Origin of the sequence: Mesotoga sp. Brook.08.YT.4.2.5.2., assembly GCF_003351125.1 — a bacterium.
Lineage (GTDB): Bacteria > Thermotogota > Thermotogae > Petrotogales > Kosmotogaceae > Mesotoga.
The window spans coordinates 207819-226644 of record NZ_JPGZ01000009.1 but is presented as its reverse complement, the minus strand read 5'-3'; the positions used below and the strand labels follow the sequence as shown (position 1 = coordinate 226644).

Here is an 18826-nt window from a genome sequence, read left to right as displayed (position 1 = left end):
GTTAGCCCCTCCCAAAGAGTATTACAACTGCCACCGCATACTCCCGCTCATGAGAAATGCTTACCGTCAGATCTTCGCCACCCAGCAGCTTCTTCAGTTCCTCAGATGGAATCGGGCATCCCTTTTCATCAACGAGAAACTGGATTTTCGAGAACTCAAGGTCTCTACGCCCGGATGCCTTGACGAAGGCCTCCTTTGCGGCGAAACGCCCAGCTGCAAACTCCATCTTTCTCCGTTCATTTCCAAGAGAATCAAAGACATCTTTCTCTTGCCTTCCGAGTACCCTGTTTGCCACGGCTTCAGACATTCGCGAGATCTTGACTATGTCGATTCCAGCTTTCATTCTTGCTTATACCTCCACAACCGTGACTCCGCTACCGCCTTCTGAAGGCGCACCAATCCTGAAGCTCTTAACTTTCTTTGAGCGTCTCAAGTAACTCCATACTCCTTCGGCCAGTTTTCCAGTGCCTTTTCCATGAATTATGCAACCCTGCTTTGTTCCACTTATCTTGAGAGTCTGGAGAAAATTGTCAATGATAATAGGAACGTCTTCAGTAACACTTCCCCTTATATCGATCTCCTGAGTCATACTCTCACTGACATACTCGAGAGAAGAGGCATCTGATTCCGACTTCAATCTTCCGATGATTTTCACTTTTGAAAACGGGACCTTCAGCGTAATCTTACCTGAGTCAATTACAACTCTATCTCCATCGACTGCACTGACGATTCCTTCTGCTCCACTATCTATAAGCGTAACGGTATCGCCGATTTCGGGTATCTCAAAATCGCCGTCATCACATGAAGAACTTCCGAAACGCTTTAATTCACTTCTAAGCTCATTAAGTCTCTTGACCGCGGTAACCTTGTCTCTTTCATTTGAAGATCTTGACATGCTAATAGCCCGTTCAATTTCCTTTATTACAGATCCTAGTCTTTCCTCAAGATCGGCGATCTCTCTGCTGATCTCTCCATACCGCTTTTCCTTAATCATTGAAAGCTTGTCTTCAAATTCGCTGCTCTTGGATTCAAGATTCTTTTTCGTCCTCTGAAGTTCTCTTCGTTCCTCTTCTAGAGTCGACCTCTCTATATGAAGCTTCCCTATTACTGCCTCGAGATTTCTTGCATCACTATCAATATATGATCGAGCTCTTTCGATAATATCCGGTGCGAGTCCAAGTCTCTTTGAAACCTCTATCGCATTTGAGGAACCGGGAATTCCCATCAAGAGCCTATACGTTGGTCTAAGGCTGGCAACATCAAATTCTACGCTCGCATTAAGAATGTCGGAACGCTCCATAGCAAAGAGCTTAATTGGTGTCAGATGTGTTGTGAGGATCAATTTCGACTTTTCCAAAAGTTTCTCAACTATCGCAATCGAAAGTGCCGATCCCTCTACCGGATCAGTTCCCGCCCCCAATTCATCAAGCAAAACTAAAGAGTCACCGTCGGCATTCTCAATAATTCGGATTATCCTGGATACATGAGATGAGAACGTGCTTAGACTCTGCTCTATCGATTGCTCATCTCCAATGTCTGCAAAAAGCTTCTTGAAAAGCGGGATCTCTGATGTCTGATCAGCAAGAACGGGAAGACCACAGAGCATAAGTATTACAGAGAGACCTATTGTCTTCATCGCTACTGTTTTCCCGCCGGTGTTGGGTCCGGTAATGAAGACTCCATTGATTCCCTCTTCCATCGTAAATGTTATTGGAACTACCTTCTCGTCATCGATCATAGGATGTCTGACGTCCTTCAGGAAGAAGCGACCCGATGACGAAGGCCCAATGAAAACTCCATTCCTCTTCTTGGCATATCTGCACGTTGCGAAAAGAGCATCAAGGATTCCAAGCGCTTCCAGTGAAGGTTCAAGCCTTTCAAAGGTATTGAAGAAGTAAGTCGTCAGTTCTCTAAGTATCCTTCTTATCTCCTCTTCTTCTCTCGATTGCAGAATCCTCATCGAATCATTAAGAGCAATCAGCTCTTGTGGCTCGAAATAGACGGTCGCCCCACTTCCAGAAGAGCCATGAATCACTCCCTGATACTCATTCTTCTTGCTCGCAGACAACGGCAAGACATAACGACCCTCTCTACTCAGCACTAGACTGTCTGTGAGCCCGTCTTTATACCTGTTCATTATAGAATCAAGCTTTCCTCTCAGGTTTCTGGTAAGTGACTTGAGTTCGTTTCTGATTTCCTTCAAGGCTGGAGAGGCACTGTCCTTTATCTGCCCTTCTTCCGAGATCTTCTTCTTGACTTCGTTTATAAACCCACGTTCACATCCAAGAAGAGCAACAACTTCGCCCACAGCAGTAAACTCCGAAGAGACTCGTTCAAAGAATTCCTTGAGCCGACAGATGTTCTCCATGGTAACGGCACTTCTGTAAAGCTCTTCACAGCCAAGGCTGAAACCTCGTTTCACCCTGTTGATATAATCACTTAGATCGTGAAAGACTGAAAAAGGTGGCTCCCCCTCATTTTGAAGAATAATACTGAACTCGCTCGCTCTTCTGTAGAGTAAGTCTGTGTCATCTACCAATGGCCTTAGAGATTTGATTCTCTCTCTACCGTACCTTGATATCGCCTTCTTAGAAATATCTTCCAGAACGCAATCAAACTCCAGAAGTCGCAGCGCATCTTCATCGAACAAGGAATCCATCCGGTAACTCCACCCTTCTAATTATCTTTGGCATAAGCTTCTCCCTGTTTCTTCTGTCGTAAACTGCAATCAGCGCGTACACAACCACAATTGAAGCAAAAGCTGCCCCTAGGGCCAATCCTTCAGAATTGAGAATGATGTTCGTCACAATCAAAGTAACCAGGAAAACGGCTAAGGGTATTCCATAAACAATCATCGAGACCCTAGTTGCGTTTAGCTTCCCTGTCTCTATTTCCACAGTATCCCCTGGATCGACTTCTACACCATTCCTTAAGGCCTTTAAGGTAACTTTCTTATCGCCCAAAGAAACAACGCAGTTATTCTTAGAACCGCACGTAGAACAGGCTTCGGTTCGCGCCTTTTCCAGGAGCACCGTATCTCCTTCCAGCTCCTTAACAACGGCCAACTCTCTCATATCGACAACCTCCGCTAGAAACGGTAAGTAATCTCACCGCCTGCATGAACAACTGGAAGTGTTTTCATTCCGAAGAACTGCTCTAACTCAAGGCCCGCCAAAACTCCGAAGGAAAGAAAGCCAACTCTAACGTAAACGACGGGAGTAATCGAGAAGAAGATTCCGAATTTTTCAAAGTTTGCAGTCATAAGGCCAACCCGAGAGACAACTCTTAGCCCGGCGGCCGATTCCTCTGTAAGATCGTATGCATGGCCAGCAAAGGCTTTTAGGATCGAGTTAAAATGGCCGCTCTTATAGAATAGCTCCGAGGAAGAGGGAGAAATGAAGGAGAAGTTTCCTCCAATTTCAAATGAGTTCTTCCCTATTCGGCTAATGACATATGCTGCGTTTATTCCGTCATAGATCAGCATATCACTTTCCGACTCTATACCAGAGTAGTGAATACCATCTATAATCAACGAAGAAAAACCCAAGGAACCCAATACGATTACCATCAGGAACACAACTATCGCTTTCACACGACACCTCCAGTTTATCGAGATTATAGCATGTGTTTTTATGACGTACCGAAGGCCAAACAAATATGGAGCTCTTTGATTTTGGAACTCACTTAAGCAAGGCAGCAAGATAACCGACAGTTCTGTACCTGTCTCCGATGACTTCGCCGCTCGTCGTGTTGCATAGTATATCCATCGATTCAAAGGTTTCTCTAACAGCCACCATAGGTCCTAGACCACAGGCAGTGATTCGCTCGCTTCTGGATATATCGTATGCCTCTGCGTACTTCCTCTCCTTGACAAGATTCACTAGTCTCCTGTCTTTCTCGATAGTTGTTTCGTGAGACTCGTAGTGATTCAGATCCGAGGAAGCGATTATCAGTAGGTTACTCTTCTCACTCAGGATCTTCCTTAGCAGCCCGGAAACCATTAATGCCACTTCCAGTCTTTGATCACTCATAATTATCGGCACGATTTTGAAGTCACTGTATATAAACTGCAGGAACGGTAGCTGGACTTCTATAGAGTGTTCGTACAGGTGGGCGGCCGTATCAGATACCACAAGTCCGCTAGACATAGTCATAATTGACTTCCCAAGCTCTTTATCTATCTCTACTTCACCCAGAGGTGTGCCCCAAGAATCTTCATTCCATAGAGATAGTCTGGTCCCAAGGCCGGTATGATTGGGACCGATAATTATCACCGTTGAAGGGGTAATTAGAGAATACGACTTCCAATAGCTCCAGGCAGCAACTGGACCGCTTGCCATGTACCCCGCATGCGGCACTACCAAACCAACTGAGCTTTCAGATCTTCCAGGATTCTTAGGGAGACTCCCTGGCCCTATCGGATGAAAGAAGCAATTCTTGATCTGGCTCTTGAGGTCCTCACCGTCATCTGCGTAGAACTTGCCGCTGACAACGGGGCTCCTTTTCACGGCTCTACCACCTCCGCTGTGATAAAGATAACCAGTTCTCTCTTATCAGACGTTCTGTTTTCGGTAGTAAACAACTTACCGATAAACGGCAAATCGCTCAAGAAAGGCATCTTATTAACGGTTACAGTATCCTTGTTTGCAACAAGTCCACCGATCGTCAATGTATTGCCGTTCGAAATAATCAGTCTGCTGTTTGCTTCTCTCGTCTTCTCACCATATAGCGTTCGTGTTCCGTCCTGATACTTCTCGGGCTCGCTGACTTTTATAAAGAGATCGAGAAGTATCTTGCCGTCATCATTGACAGTTGGAGTAATTCTTAATTCGACTCCTGTGTTCAGATACTCGATAGTCTCGATTTCTACGGGATTACCATCTACGTACTCGATTGTTCGAACCAGGTAGGGAATGGTGTCCCCGATATGAATCTTCGCTTCCTGACCACTCATTGAGACTATCGAAGGACTGGAGATAAGGTCGGAATCAGTGTCCCTATTGCTCAGGTCTGCCCCGATCTTCACGACTGCCGTATTTACGATATCATCAATCAGTTTCGTAAAATCAAGATAGTCGATGATTTTGAAGTCGAGATCTATCGAACCGCTTTCAATGAGAATCTCAGGAGTGTTAATCCCTATTGCCGTCTTGAACTCCCTCTGAATATCATCAACAAGCGATTTATCCACGAGCCTTGTTTCGATTCGTACCTGCTTTTTAGGACGCGAGAGATCGGATCCAATTTCGTCAAAGATATTATCAACTCTTGATTTGGCCAGGCCTCTGACTACTATATATCCGTTCACCGGATCTGAGAGAACTTCACCTCCATAGAACTCGATAAGCCTTGTTACTTCTTCAACATTGTGGTAAACACGATAGACTAGTTCAACATCGGTCGGTTCTTCACCGGCCTTCTGTTCCTTCTTTGTCACCGCATAGATATCATCGATTCTGCTTATCTCAACCGGCTTCGTGGCATTTATTACTTTGGTAAGAGCTTCCCATGTGAGATCCTTGACAGACATGGTGATCCTCTCATTTATGTCGTCAATGAAAAGGAGCGAGATTTGAAGCTTGCCGGCCACTAGTCTCAACAACTCTTCCAGATCCTGATTGGCGACATTTATCTGGACAAGCTTTCCCTCAACCACTACTCCCCTTTCCAGCGGATCTACTGCCTTTCTCGACTCCTGGACCTCTTTGATCATCCTTTCGGCCATATCAAGGAGAGCTGAACTCTTCGATTTTATCAGCAGCATCTGAAGTTCGGTGAATGTCTGAACCGTGATACCCTCGATCGATTCTCTTAAGAGAGAGGCCAGTTCCTCAGGATTCACCGTGAGATCGGTTATGTATCTCGAAATCTCCCTATCGGCAGCTGCCTCCTCGACTGTCCTGGTAATTACCATTAGAGACTCAGGATCACCTATAAGCAACCACTGCCGATCTAGGTCGACAAATTCGATTTCGAGACCCAGTTTGAAGATCAGTTCCGCTAACTGGGCCTGTGTGACGAGGTTCTTCTCGATCCTCACCGACTCTCTTTTAGAATCAACAGCGAGTATGTTCAGTGCTGCCCTAGCGTTCTCAAGCCCGACCTGAGTCCCAATTCCAATGAGTCTTCCTGAGTATTCAATGATTGATTTCAGCTGAATTTCCGCGGCTTCCAGAAACTGTCTGACTTGTTCTGTGCTCCAGCCGCTAACAGGAGGAAGGTCTTCGATGTTAATTTGCTCTGATGCTTCCTCGCTGCCCGCATTCTGATTCAGCTCTGAAATAAGCTCTCTCGCGAAGTCAACGTGGTCACTCTCTCCTACCAAGAGGAGGCGAGTATCGAACCTACCGATGAAGACAGATACACCAATGTTCTCAAGAGCCTCCTCAAGGCTATCCATTCCTGATCTTTGGCTCCCCTGAGCGGAATAGACGCTCGCTAAATCCTCTAAGAAGGCCTGCCCCACTGTGATAAGGGAATAGGACAGGAATTTAGCCTCTATCGTTACTGCTTCGATAAGTACCTCTTTCAGTGCTGTTACATCATCAAAGTTACCGACTATCATGTACCTAGATGGTGTGATTTGAACTACGGATACCTCCAGAAGAAGATCGCTAACCATAGCTTGAAGAATCTCAGGAGTCATACTGGCAGGTAAATCAATATAAGCGAAGTGGACCTGCTGGTTGTTAACCAGGTAGTCTATCACGGCCTGTGCTTCGTCGACTGATTCGCGGGTTCCAATTAGCAAATAACCACCGCTCACATCGAAGACTCCAGAAAGAGAAATCGCTTTTGCCTCAAGATACGCATTAAGAGTTTCTGCATCGATTCCGGAGAGTCTCTTTGCGAACCTTGATTCATTTACAATCCCTGCTTTCTCGCTTGTAAGACCGCCTAGAATCTCCTCAAATTCAGCAATATCCTCACCAGTACCTATCATGAAGACCCTGTCTCCGACCGATTCAAATTTGAGCTTCAGTTCCATCAATCCCGCAATCGTCTCAAATTGGTCGATTTGAGTTCCATCCGGCTGTACAAAAGTCTTATAAGAGATAGATCCATCGGCAGAAGTTCCGCTCGAATCTATCCCTATCCGTAGAGAGGAAATCAACTCTTGAGCTCTCGCAAGGGAGGGCTTGGTTCCGACGATTATCGCATAATCACCTGCTTCAATAATACCAACCGGTATCTGAATCGACTCGAAGGCAATCTCAAGCTGCCCGGGCGTCAGATTCCTTGGAAGGATAGTAATTGTGTAAGACAGCGGACCTTCGTCTGCCTCGACAGTTTTTCCAAGTGAGTTGTAGACATCGACGGCCATCTCCAGATCCGTTCTAGTTCCGACAAACACAAGCGCAGTATCGCTTTCGAGAATCTCCACTTTGACGCCGATCAACCTGAAGAGCTGATTAAGCAAGTTCGATGAGACTTCGTCTTCAAGATCAAGAATTTCAAATTCACTCTTCTCTCCCGAATCGCCGGTAGACACCTGAACGAGCCTTTCCACAAGTGCCAGAGCGTTCTCTATCGATTCTCTGGTTCCGATAAGAAGCAGAACGTTGCCTACTGAATCCAGATCCACACTGAACCTTAGCTTATCTAACACAGCCTCCAGTGAACTGAGATCGAAACCCTCCGGCAATGAGATCGTAGCGAATTCGATCTCGTCAGTTTCGGGTTCTTGATCCTCTTTTTCAAACTTTGAGAAGAGCTCAACTGCTCTTGCGTTGTTTTCTCCTGAACCAATGAACACAATGTAATCCGCTACTTCTACGATCTTTACAGGTATATTGAGAGAGGAAAGAAGCTCTCTGAACTGCCCCAAAGAAATCTCTTCTACTAGCTCAACGATTTCGTATTCGGGGCTCTCAAATTTCCCTATTCCCAATGTTGCAGAGACCGAACTCACCAATTCTCTGAAGCGGTCAACATTACTCTGGGTACCAATCGAAACCACGTCTCTACCGACTGGAAGAATCTGGACATTGAGCGATAGACTCTCAACAAGGGCCGCCATTTCGGCTAGCGAAAGCCCATCACCCAACGGGACTATTGAGTACACTCTCTTCTCATCGACCGCAGGATCCTCTGGAGTTAGGTATTCAACTATCTCTTTGGCCGTTCTTAAGTCACTATCAGGGCCAATTAACATCACTTCCCCGTCAACTTGAACAGCTGAAATACTGAGGGCCATGTCGCTCAGAATCCTCTCAAACTTTTCGAGAGTCAGTTCGGCAGGAAGTTTCGCAAGTCTATAAGAGACTCCTTTTCCTAGCCCGCTTCGAATAACTTCATCAAGTAGAGCAACAGCCATATTAACATCCTCTTCGAGACCCGATACGGACATGCTTTGCCCCAGCTTTGTATAGGAGAGGTTGAAACCGGCGGAAACTAGTATCTCCCGTAACTCCTCAAACGTCATCCCGGATGGAATAGTGTACAGGGTGGTCAGCTTCTTCGTCTTCAACTCGAGACCGTCCATCAAAGCCGGTATTTCCGCAAGCTGATCTTCGGGACCTATTAGAAGGTAGCCTTGACTACTCTCGTGGAATACCTTCACGGCAAAGCTCATCGCCATGAAGAAATCAGAGAGAGTCTCGCCACTCCAGCCTTCGAGTTTCGGGAAGAACTGTGCCGTAAGGCTCTCCGCCGTCGGCGCCGACCCCATCTCCTTGAGAAGACTCTCAAAGACAACAATATCCTCTTCGTTTCCAACGACCACTATTCTGTCTCCCTCTCCGAAAACGATTAGAGAGGAGTTCATACTTGACAGAAGCTGATTCAGGAAATCAGTACTATGGCCTATCCCATTGAAGATGCGCATTTCTTGAGACTTCTCGGACGGTTTATCGGAAGTTAGGCGGTTAAGAATGTCCCTTACCTGTTCAATCTCTCCTTCCTTTCCATAAACGACGAAGCTGCCCCGAATCTCGAGAACGGAGATTTCCAGGCCAAGTGTGTTAATTATCCCATCGAGTTCTTCGATGGTAACTTCACGAGGAACTATAACTGTGACTTTGTGTTCGCTGATAATATCGTTCCTTATCTGTACGAATCTTTCAATCTCCTTCTCTGCCCCGATCACTACAAGTCTCCCGGCTACAGAAAGAGGATAGACGTTTATGTTGAACGCCGATTTGACTGATTGGGCGGCCGCAAGATCAAATCCGTCACGAACCTCGACAACCAGATAACTCTGTTCGCCGTCAACAACCTGAACCTCTCTTCGCGAGAGTATCGAGCTAATAGTCTCTTCGGCCTTCTTGACATTTTCCTTTTGGCCGACCGCTATTACTCCGGTTGGCGTATTCAGAAGATCAATACGAATACCCAGCCTAGAGAAGATCGCTCTGAAACTGTCGGTCTCCTCAGTTGGGATTTCCACAAACGCAAAGATGTCAGGTTCATCGCCCTTGGGAAGCACTATGCCTTCAGCAAGTTCGCCGAAGACTCTTACGGTAGAACGAACATCGCTTTCCGGACCTATCACCATCGACCTTCCATCAACGGTAACAACTGTAACTGCAAGTCCCATCTTCTCCAGCATACTCTGCAGATTCTGAATTGAAGGAACGGACTCAACTATCTCGTAGTGAGGTCTCTCAAGACCTGAAAGCCTGGTTGTTTCGGTGTTTATTCGGTCAAGAATTGCCGTGGGGCCCACAATGAGATAACCTGACTGGACCGGTGTTACGCTTACCTTTGCCCACTCCTTTTCTCCCAAATAACCCCTCAAGTATGAAACTAGCTTGCCATCTTCCCAGCCGGCAGGGTTGTTGAAGAATCTAGATTCGACCGCCTCATCTTCTTCCGCCCTTGAAAGCACCGAATGGATAACTTCTATCGCCTTTGTCGACTCCTCTTCGGTTCCAACCAGAATAACGCCGGAAGGAGATGAGAGAAGCTCAACATCTAGTCCGAGACTCCCAAGTATGGCAGTGAACTCGCCGATCCTGTCGTTTGGAATATCAGTGAAAGCGTACTTGAGTTCCTTGTCGGTCTCAAGTATGACGGTTCGTTCATTTATCGATTTCACGACGCTCGCTGCATTTTCAAGGTCTTCACCGTATCCGACAATTATCACGTTGCTTCCAAAGCTCAAAGCAGTAGCGTCTATCTTCAGTTCCGAAAGTACTTGTCTGATCGTCTCGAATGTGCCTTCGCTTGCAGGCATTATTATGTAGTCGTATTTTCTCGAGGTCAGTGGAGCCTCAAGACCGTTTCTCAGCATCTTGATCAATTCGACTGTCCTCTCAACACTTTCTTTCATGCCAACGACAAGGTGTTTGTCTCCGACCGGTAGTATCGTCACCTTAAGTCCCAGCCGTTCAAGAAGAGTGTCCAGCTGGTCGATTGCAGGAAGTGAGGTTTCTATAACAAAGAACGGATCTTCGATCCCTGCCAGACGATCGGCTTCTGAAACCAATCTCGAGATAACTTCTTGCGGACCTACAACGATATAGCCACTGGACGAAGGAGTGATTGAGATCCTAGAGAAATCGTCCTCGCCAAGGAAGTCCATGAAGTAGCTGGCATATTTTGCATCGTTCCAGCCCGGCACAACTGCAGCTACGTTTGAAACTCGCCCCTTCTCTCCTTCAGTTTCAGCAACTAGGGCTTCTCTTTCGAGAATAGCGTTGACGGTCTTGATTGCTGTCTCGACCTTTTCTCTGTCACCGATCATTAAAACCCCGGTGGCAGAAGGAAGAAGCTCTACTTCAGCGCCAAGCTTATCAAGAATTGCCTGATAACTATCTATCTCTCTGCTTTGTATACCTGTGAAGGCGTACGTGGGTTCATAAACCTGCGCTGTAGTTCTTCTACTAAGTATGTCATCTACTACCAAGATCGTTCTCTCAACTGCCTCTTGAGAACCGATTACGATAACTCCGGATGGGGATGTGATTAAGGATACTTCAATTGCAAGTCTCTCAAGAATCGCATTGAAGCTGCCGATGTCTTCCACGGAAATATCAACGACTCTGTATTCTACAGCTTCAGGCACAGTCACATCTTGTGAGACTGATTTCAAGAGCTGCTCCATTATCTGGCTTGTGCGTCGTACATCTTCACCTGAACCGATTACAATGGTGGAACTACCCATTTTTGCGAGATCAACCATAACCCCCAATCTAGCCAGAAGCCCTTCAAGATTGTCGACGGGAGGTATCCTGTCAAACACTGCGAAAGTTGGATTCTCAAATTCTCTGAGTCTCGAGATCTCTGCCTTGACTACTTCTGCCAGGACACTTGGAGTTAGGGCAACAAACCCGCTGGAGGATGTCACAATTGAGATTCTCTCAAAGTCGTCGACTCCAAGGAATAGTCTAAGGTATTCGCTTACCCTCGCAAGATCCCAACCCGGTATGGCCTTGATGTCAAGAGACACTCTTTCTTCCCTTTCAATTTCCTGAGCCTGAAGCTGTTTATATAGAGATCTGAACTTTAAGAGATCCTCTTCTTCACCTATCGCGACAATCTTGTCAGCCACCGCGACTGCAAATACTCTGTAGTTAAGAAGTTCAAGGGCAGGTTCTAGTGACTGAACGGTAATTCCCGACGATAACGGAAGAAGAAGGAAACTCTCATACTTATCCTGAAGTGGAACATCTTGCGATTCTCTTGAGTTGATCGCCTCGATCAACTCCTCCGCACGTTCAAGCTCAGACTCTGCTCCAATGGCGACAACACCTGTAGGGGTGTTGAGCAGTTCGACATCAATACTCAGCCGTTCGATGATTGGGAGAAGTTGTGCTATCGAATCCGATCTAACATCTACAAATCTGAATCTCAAACTGAGCTCTGCTGAAACACTTTCGGAGTGAGCCATTACCGACTCAACTATGTCAAGTGCCTTTAGAAGCTCTTCCCCAGAACCCACAGCAACTACTCCTGTAGAGATCTGGATGAACTCCGATACGACCCCAAGCTTTTCCATTACTATCTCCAGAGGAGCAATATCTTCAGGTCTTACAGGCAAGAAAATGAACGTTTTTGACTCTAGCGCCTGCTCCTCGGGTTCACCTTCCGGATAGATCGCATCTATAAGCTGATCGATGAGCTTTCCGGTTCTGTCAACACTGTCACGGTTTCCAACTATTAAGTACTTGTCTTCAACAGGAATGATTCCGACCTTTATTCCGAGAGCATCTATTAAAAGCTCCAGCTGGTCAAGAGGAGGTAAAGCTCGCTGTACCATGAAGTGCGGGTCCTGAATCTCTTCAAGTCTGGCGATCTCTTCCTCTATCGTCTTTAGAAGTTCAGCCGGGCCAACGATTATGTATCCACTCACCGAAGGAGCAATCGAGACTCGAGAATAGAGGTCTTCGCCTAGATAGTCTCTTAAGTAGCTGGAAAGCATTTCGTTGCTCCAACCAGCCACCTTCTTAACGAAGGTCGATACGTTCCTTCTATCTTCAGAGGGACCTATCTCCTTCTTCTGATCAACAATCGTTTGCACTACAGTTTTGGCCCTTGAAACCTCTTCCGACGAACCAATCAAGAGGGCCCCTGAGGGGGAAGATAATAGTTCAGCGTTGATTCCCATTTTCTCCAAAACCAAAGAGTAATCGCCAATCTCGTCAGAAGAAACGGAAACAAACTCGAACACCGATTCCGTCACAATAGTCGACGGCCGCTTCTCAAGGATTGATTCTGAAGTCTCCATTGCTTTTGCGACTTCTTTGCGTTCACCGATAATCAAGACACCAGACGGGGAGTCGAGAAGCTCCACTTCTATACCGATGCTCGAGAATATTCCTCTAAATGCTGCAGAATCCTCGCCCGATATTTGAGAGAGTTCAAATACCGTTTCACCGACTTCGGGCTCGTCACCGATTATCTCCAGAAGCTTGGCAACTATCTCTATAGTTTGTTTAACATTGGGTTCAGTACCGATGATAACGAAGTAATCATCAACCTTCAGAATATCGACTATTACTCCGAGTCTCACTAGAAGAGAATTCAGTTCGTTTAATGAGGGCATCCTTCGCTCTATAGAATAGAAGGGGCTTTCTATTTTCCTGAGCCTATCGAGTTCCCTTTCAACACTTTCCAAGATTGACTCGGGACAGTTGATGATGTATCCCTTGGCGGTCTGAACGAGAGAAATGCTGGCAGTCTTGTCAACTCCCAGGACTACTCCCAGATACGACAATAGTCGTTCAGAGTCCCAACCGGGCACCCCAAAAATCTCTTTGCTTGCAAAAGCCCCCTCCGCACTCTCTGAGGTGAGAATCTCTCCGTACAACCCTCTGAAAAACTGAAGGTCGAAGCTGTTTCCAACAACAACGATCTTGTCGTAGATCTCTGTGATAACGAGATCGAAACCGAAGACATTTATCACTGAGTTTAGAGATTCTATTGCAATCTCAGGTTTAGAAGAGATTATCAGGTACGAACTATCGGCATCTACTTCTTGAAGAAGTGAAGTTGGTTCTTTCTTTAGAATCTCATCGACAATCTTCTTCGCTTTAGCTAGTTGTGTTTCAACACCGATTCCGATTATCCCAACTGGTGTTTCCACAAGATCAATTTCGTAACCAAGAAGGGTTAGAATCTCTTCCAGGCTACCGACCAAGGACAACTCAACATCTATTAAGCTATAGCTTTTTGGACCGGTCTCAATCGTCTCAATTCTCGACAAAATCGAACTAATAACTGCCATTGCATCTTCAAGGCGGTCCTCAGTTGCCACAACAGCCACGCCGGTTGGTGTGTTTACAAACTCTACTGACAAACTGAGTTTATTCAGAAGCTCGCTGATCCCTTGAATCTCGGAATAGGGCAGATTTATGAATTCATACTTGTATTCTAATTTAGCCTCAGAAACGTCCCCCTGTACAGGAAGCCCGCTACTCAGCTGTCTTACAAGCCTTGATGCTTCCTCAACGTTCTCCCTGGAGCCAATAATCATGAACTGGTTCTCGACTGGAACTATGGTCGCAGCAATACCCAGTCTTTGCAATAGGACTTCAAACTGGGAAAGAGAGGGGATAGATGTCTCCAGTCTGTACGATGGGTTCTCAAATTCTCTCAGTTTTTCCGCTTCAGCGGAAACCGCTTCAAGAACAGATTCTGTTGCAATAACTATGTATCCATTCCCTGAAGTTGTGAGAGTGATATCAGAGAAGAGTCTAAGTCCAAGAAAGTCTCTGAGGTAGGCTCTGAACTTCTCGATATCCCAGCCGGGAATAGCCCTTATCTGGAGGGAGAGGCGAGTCTCCTGACTTGCCATCTTGCTTTCAACCATCTCAGTGATTCTGGGAATTCTCTCTTCAATGATCCCTTCTATCTCAGAAAGCCTTTCCGGATACGCTCTGATTACCAGAAGGCCCGCAGAAGCGATGAAATCAGCCGTCTCATTTTCTACGAGAATCGTTTCGAGCAGATCCCCCAGACCGGAAGAGTAGATTTCGGGAGAGATCTCGAGAATCGATTCCCTTGTCACCCTGTATATCTGTCTTTCATGTTGTTCAAGTTCGTTGATGGCCCTCCCCATGATTCCTGAAGGACCATACATGAAGACCAGTCTGTCCGCAATCTGCTGAATTGTGTACTCACTCTCAACGAGACCTTGGGCAGCAAAGAACGTACCAAGAAAACTGGATACTTCTTCATATGAATCGTTGGTCTTCAGTTCCAGGTAAGTGCTATCATAGTCATCAAATGTAATCCCGGTAAATAACGACAGCAGGTATTCGGCAGTCTCTATAGAGCTCTTAGCACCCTTCACGATGTAACCCTTTCTCTCGCCTAAGGGCTCGATTATTGAACCTGTAATTCGTTCGACCTGAGCTACTATCGACTCTTCTATTGTATGGTGATAGTTCACCATGAGGTATGAAACGTCTTCAGAAATTGCGGAGAAAGAGTCTGCGATTCTCTCCAGAACAGGAACTAGATAATTTGGCAACTCGAATGTGACTTTTCCGATAGGCTCAAAGGTTCTGTCAACGGAAAGCTCCTCATAAACTGCATAGCTTTGAAGAATCCCGAAGATCGCTCCCACGAGGGTCCCGTCATCAGGAAGCCCCGACCCTGAAGCCCTGGCAAGTTTTAGAACGTCCTCAATCAAGAAGAAATTGTCGGGGAGAGTCAATGTCACCCTTGTCCTGCTCGAATCAAGATCTTCTGAGGTCAAATACAACCTGTAGAGATCGAGATACTCATAAAGGGCCGTAACTTGAGAATCGTTTCCAGAGAATATCAGCTTGTTGAACTCAGGAATACTTACTATGGTAAGGCTTTCTGAGAAGAGCAGCGAATTAAGACTCCTTGCCAATTCGTAGTATGCTGTAAGCGGTTCAACATCGACGTTAGTTATCTCCCACGGGACAGAGTATTCTTTGGTGACCGTGTTTTTCGTAAGAGCTGCAGAAAGACTCATGTGGGTCTGGAGATCGCCAAACACCATCAAAGAAGCCTCGTTCGGTAGATACTCTATGTAGCTATTTACTGGAAGAGTCTTTCTCAGCCTTTCAATCTGTTCTGAAACGGTCTCCCCCTCAATATTGAAATCAACACCGATATACGTCTTCCAGAAGGCATTAACAAGATCTTGAACTTCTTCAGGCGAACCCAGATAGAAGGTTCCATCAGTCAAATAGGAATAAGCGACCCTATCTCCAAGAGACGTAAGGATATTTCTTAGAATATCTTCGGGCATGGCCAGTGAGAAACCAACCACAACCTGCTCATTTCTAACACTTGGAGAGATGATATACGACAGATCTAGCATTTCTTCAGAAAAAAGATATGTCATCGCAGTAGATACCGTCATACCATATGTAGTAAATTTCTCGATATTCACATTAATATTCGATCTAAAGAATCTAAGTGTGACAACATTCTCCATAATCGTAACTTCCGGATCATCGATTGCTGGAATCAACAAAGCGACGTTCACCGACAGTCTCTTGGGATCTTGCCTGGTCCACAAACCTTCAACCGGACCCATTCGAAGCGGCAAATTCATATCTCTGCCGCTTACACCGTTCATTGCCAGAGAATATATGGTCCTTGAAGGATTCGATTGTATATTGTAATCTGTGACTTTGTCCTTAAAGATCAGAGTCACTGTTACCGATTCTGCATCCATAGTGGGAATGACTGAATTCAGCTGATTAGAGAAACCAATACAGAAGATGCCCAGAACTAGAAATAAGACCGCTATTCTTCTCACACGAATCACCCCATATTTACCCTCGAGTTTATGACCTGAAATACTTCACAACAAAGAAGCTGTTCGTACTAGTATCATTTAGCAGAACAGCAAATTCCGTAATTCCATATACTATATAGGAGGGTGCAACTTGCTCGCCCACTCTTACTGTTATCTCCGTCTCACCCGTCTGTAGAACTGCGTAATCAACCTTGTTCAACCTGTAATAGGCAACATACCTGACATTCTCTGCCTCTTCGCCGACTTCTAGCATTGAACTTATGACCTCCGAAGGACTCGCATAGAGTGGGAGGAAATGATTCTCCATACTGAAGACGCTCACCACCCTAGAAGTATCAACGGGATCAATTCTTATTCTGCTTGCCGCAACATCAGCAATCTCTACCGGTTCGAAGAGCAATACCAAGAGTACACCACCCGTTACTAACAGAGTAATTGAGACCACTATTATCAAAACGATCTTCTCCATAAAATCAGCTCCGTCTAGAAGGTCCCTGTTACAGCAATGTCCATCCTCAACTCAAGCAAAAGATTGGACGGAATATTAGACTCCGGCAGAATCGGAAATCCAAGGTTTGATCTCAGATCAAGCTTTCTAACAAGAATTCTCGGTTCACTGACAATCATCTCAACAAGATCAAGAATATCTCTCGAACTACCTGAGACAATGATTCCTTTGTACTCTCCTTGAGAAGACCTTATCGGAATCCTCTCCTCTATCTCCTTAAGATAACTTCTTGTACTCATTGCGCCTATCGCTTCGTTTCGGACTCTTGAGAGCAACTGAACCTCAAGGTATGCACTTTCAAGACCGTTCACCTCTTCGACCAGCAGAGATGTATTCTCGAAAGTGTTGTAGGAGTAAAGTACCACCAGGAACAAAAAACCTACGATTGTCAAAGCGATCAACGACCAGAAGGCAATCTTCGAGTTTATTCCCTTTCTGTCAAGAATACCAAGTCTTCTCTTCAGCTTATTTGCATAGTCTCTGTGAATGAAAAAGCCATCGTTGCTCTCAAAAGATCCCGAGTCGACAAAGGCATTAATTTCTTCGATGTTAAACTCGTCTCTCTCATTCATCGAAGTCACCCACCTTAAGGTCGACAAGTTGAAGAGAGTAAAGCTCTGCGAAGTCCAAATTACCCCTCACGCTTGGCCTGGCAAGAAGGGTTGGTGTAGTAAGCGGTGACGGGAAATAGGTATTATCACCTTCAAATATTAGATAGTAGAAGGAGTTACCAACACCATTTTCAAACGAAATTCTCGAAGCAATCGTCTTCAGAGCGTTCTCGTCTTCGAGATAAGCTTCCATTGTTCTGAAGACATCCATCTCTAGCGACTTCGAGCTTACATGAGCGCGAAGATCGCTAACCTGTCTACTAAGTCTATTACGGATTGCAATGTACTCCTGCTTCTTGTCGAACATCATGTCAATGTCTGCAATCAGATTCCCTGTAAGGTATGTTCCAGTATTATCAAACAGATAGCCTTTCATTCTAGAAACCTGTCTAAATCTTATATCAAAGGCTTGGGTCACAAAAAAACGAGACCCCATAATCAGAACGACAATTATCAGCAGGACTATTAGAGAATACTTAAGCCTTGATACCCGTTTCTTCCTTGAATGTAAGTTTACGTCGACCAAGTATCTCACCACCTCTCATGAGTAGTCCCACCGAAGTATATGTTATCCCAGTCGTTTCCTTAATCCTAAGAGGCATGCTGACCACCTCTGTCTCGTCTCCAAGAATTCTCTGAAATGCCCTTGAGTAAACGGCTGTAGAAAGACTCGAGGGCCCCACTACAAAGAACCTTGTGAAGAGAGACTCGTCGGCCGCAGAAGTATTCGGAGAGTTCGACAGAGTGTTCGTAAGATACATCCTAAGCTGATAGGAGATTAGCCCTTCAAGTCTCTCGGAAGCCTCTTCTATCAATGAATCGTAATATGCCTTGGAGCCGACAAGGAACTCTCTCTGGATATCTGTTTTAGGAGAAAGAGAGTTGTCCTCACTGAAACCACTTGCCACCTCGTCAAAACCATCGCTTATGTAGTTCAGCCCAACAATCTCTTCTCCTCTCAGTGTAAGGAGAATCGAATAATTCTTATCCACCACAAAGACGATGTTGTTTCCCTCGAAGACACTGGTATGAGCGGTCTTGAAGATGGAGAAAGGCTTAACATCTACTATATTCGGCTCGGGGAAGTTCTCGCCCGTGAGTCTTCCAACGAATTCAAAAACAGCCTTCCTCTTGGTGATAATAAAGGCAGGAACCAACCCCGTCTTCAGGGAAGCAATTGAGTTGAGACAGGCAACGTTTACTTCGTCTGGCGGCAAAGAAAACTGAGAGGCGGCCTTGAAACTGGCAACGCTAAGCAGGTTCTTCATCGACTTGACCCTCGGAACCTCTAGATGCTGAAACACAACATCCTTTGGGTGGAAGGCCGTCACAAATATTTCATCCACGGGAAGAGTATTATTCTCGCCAAACACCCTGGCCGCTTCGGCAAGCGAGTTCTCACCGATCCTAAGGACAGAAAAGACCGGTATTAAGCTCCTACCCTCGACCACTGCTCTTACGATCTCAGTGTAACCCTCATCGGAATTAACGGCAGTAATCATACTTTGAAACATATTTACC

Annotated in this window: 10 protein-coding genes; all 10 read right to left on the bottom strand. The window is 45.7% G+C overall.

Going from position 1 to position 18826, the window contains the following annotated elements; genetic code table 11:
• Nucleotide 1 precedes the first annotated feature (1 nt).
• Nucleotides 2–343 carry a holo-ACP synthase gene (acpS, locus tag Q502_RS03320; protein WP_099828950.1) on the bottom strand — a complete coding sequence of 114 codons (342 nt, stop codon included), beginning with the start codon at nucleotides 341–343 and terminating at the stop codon, nucleotides 2–4.
• Nucleotides 344–349: 6 nt separating this feature from the next.
• Nucleotides 350–2659 carry an endonuclease MutS2 gene (locus Q502_RS03315; protein WP_099828949.1) on the bottom strand — a complete coding sequence of 770 codons (2310 nt, stop codon included), beginning with the start codon at nucleotides 2657–2659 and terminating at the stop codon, nucleotides 350–352.
• Nucleotides 2640–3074, bottom strand: a complete 435-nt coding sequence (locus Q502_RS03310; protein ID WP_099828948.1) for a SoxR reducing system RseC family protein — start codon at nucleotides 3072–3074, stop codon at nucleotides 2640–2642. The genes Q502_RS03315 and Q502_RS03310 overlap by 20 nt, the downstream gene beginning before the upstream one ends.
• A 14-nt stretch (nucleotides 3075–3088) precedes the next feature.
• Entirely contained in the window at nucleotides 3089–3592 is a 504-nt protein-coding gene (locus tag Q502_RS03305; protein ID WP_099828947.1) for a hypothetical protein, read from the bottom strand.
• An 88-nt stretch (nucleotides 3593–3680) separates the two neighbouring features.
• Nucleotides 3681–4508: an AmmeMemoRadiSam system protein B gene (amrB, locus tag Q502_RS03300; protein WP_099828946.1), complete on the bottom strand. Its 828-nt coding sequence runs from the start codon at nucleotides 4506–4508 to the stop codon at nucleotides 3681–3683.
• Nucleotides 4505–16186: a type II and III secretion system protein gene (locus Q502_RS03295; protein ID WP_243392223.1), complete on the bottom strand. Its 11682-nt coding sequence runs from the start codon at nucleotides 16184–16186 to the stop codon at nucleotides 4505–4507. The genes amrB and Q502_RS03295 overlap by 4 nt, the downstream gene beginning before the upstream one ends.
• 28 nt (nucleotides 16187–16214) lie before the next feature.
• Nucleotides 16215–16655, bottom strand: coding sequence for an alpha/beta hydrolase (locus tag Q502_RS03290; protein WP_099828944.1), 441 nt, complete (start codon nucleotides 16653–16655; stop codon nucleotides 16215–16217).
• Nucleotides 16656–16669: 14 nt separating this feature from the next.
• Nucleotides 16670–17266 carry a hypothetical protein gene (locus Q502_RS03285; RefSeq protein ID WP_099828943.1) on the bottom strand — a complete coding sequence of 199 codons (597 nt, stop codon included), beginning with the start codon at nucleotides 17264–17266 and terminating at the stop codon, nucleotides 16670–16672.
• Complete coding sequence (locus tag Q502_RS03280; RefSeq protein ID WP_243392222.1) at nucleotides 17259–17681, bottom strand: hypothetical protein; 423 nt, start codon at nucleotides 17679–17681, stop codon at nucleotides 17259–17261. The genes Q502_RS03285 and Q502_RS03280 overlap by 8 nt, the downstream gene beginning before the upstream one ends.
• A 100-nt stretch (nucleotides 17682–17781) precedes the next feature.
• Nucleotides 17782–18819 carry a hypothetical protein gene (locus Q502_RS03275; RefSeq protein ID WP_099828941.1) on the bottom strand — a complete coding sequence of 346 codons (1038 nt, stop codon included), beginning with the start codon at nucleotides 18817–18819 and terminating at the stop codon, nucleotides 17782–17784.
• Between the last annotated feature and the right edge of the window lie 7 nt (nucleotides 18820–18826).

Bases quoted from the DNA above. Each gene is read 5' to 3' on its own strand.
- acpS (WP_099828950.1), bottom strand. From the start codon at position 343: ATGAAAGCTGGAATCGACATAGTCAAGATCTCGCGAATGTCTGAAGCC.
- Q502_RS03315 (WP_099828949.1), bottom strand. From the start codon at position 2,659: ATGGATTCCTTGTTCGATGAAGATGCGCTGCGACTTCTGGAGTTTGAT.
- Q502_RS03310 (WP_099828948.1), bottom strand. From the start codon at position 3,074: ATGAGAGAGTTGGCCGTTGTTAAGGAGCTGGAAGGAGATACGGTGCTC.
- Q502_RS03290 (WP_099828944.1), bottom strand. From the start codon at position 16,655: ATGGAGAAGATCGTTTTGATAATAGTGGTCTCAATTACTCTGTTAGTA.
- Q502_RS03285 (WP_099828943.1), bottom strand. From the start codon at position 17,266: ATGAATGAGAGAGACGAGTTTAACATCGAAGAAATTAATGCCTTTGTC.
- Q502_RS03280 (WP_243392222.1), bottom strand. From the start codon at position 17,681: ATGAAAGGCTATCTGTTTGATAATACTGGAACATACCTTACAGGGAAT.
- Q502_RS03275 (WP_099828941.1), bottom strand. From the start codon at position 18,819: ATGTTTCAAAGTATGATTACTGCCGTTAATTCCGATGAGGGTTACACT.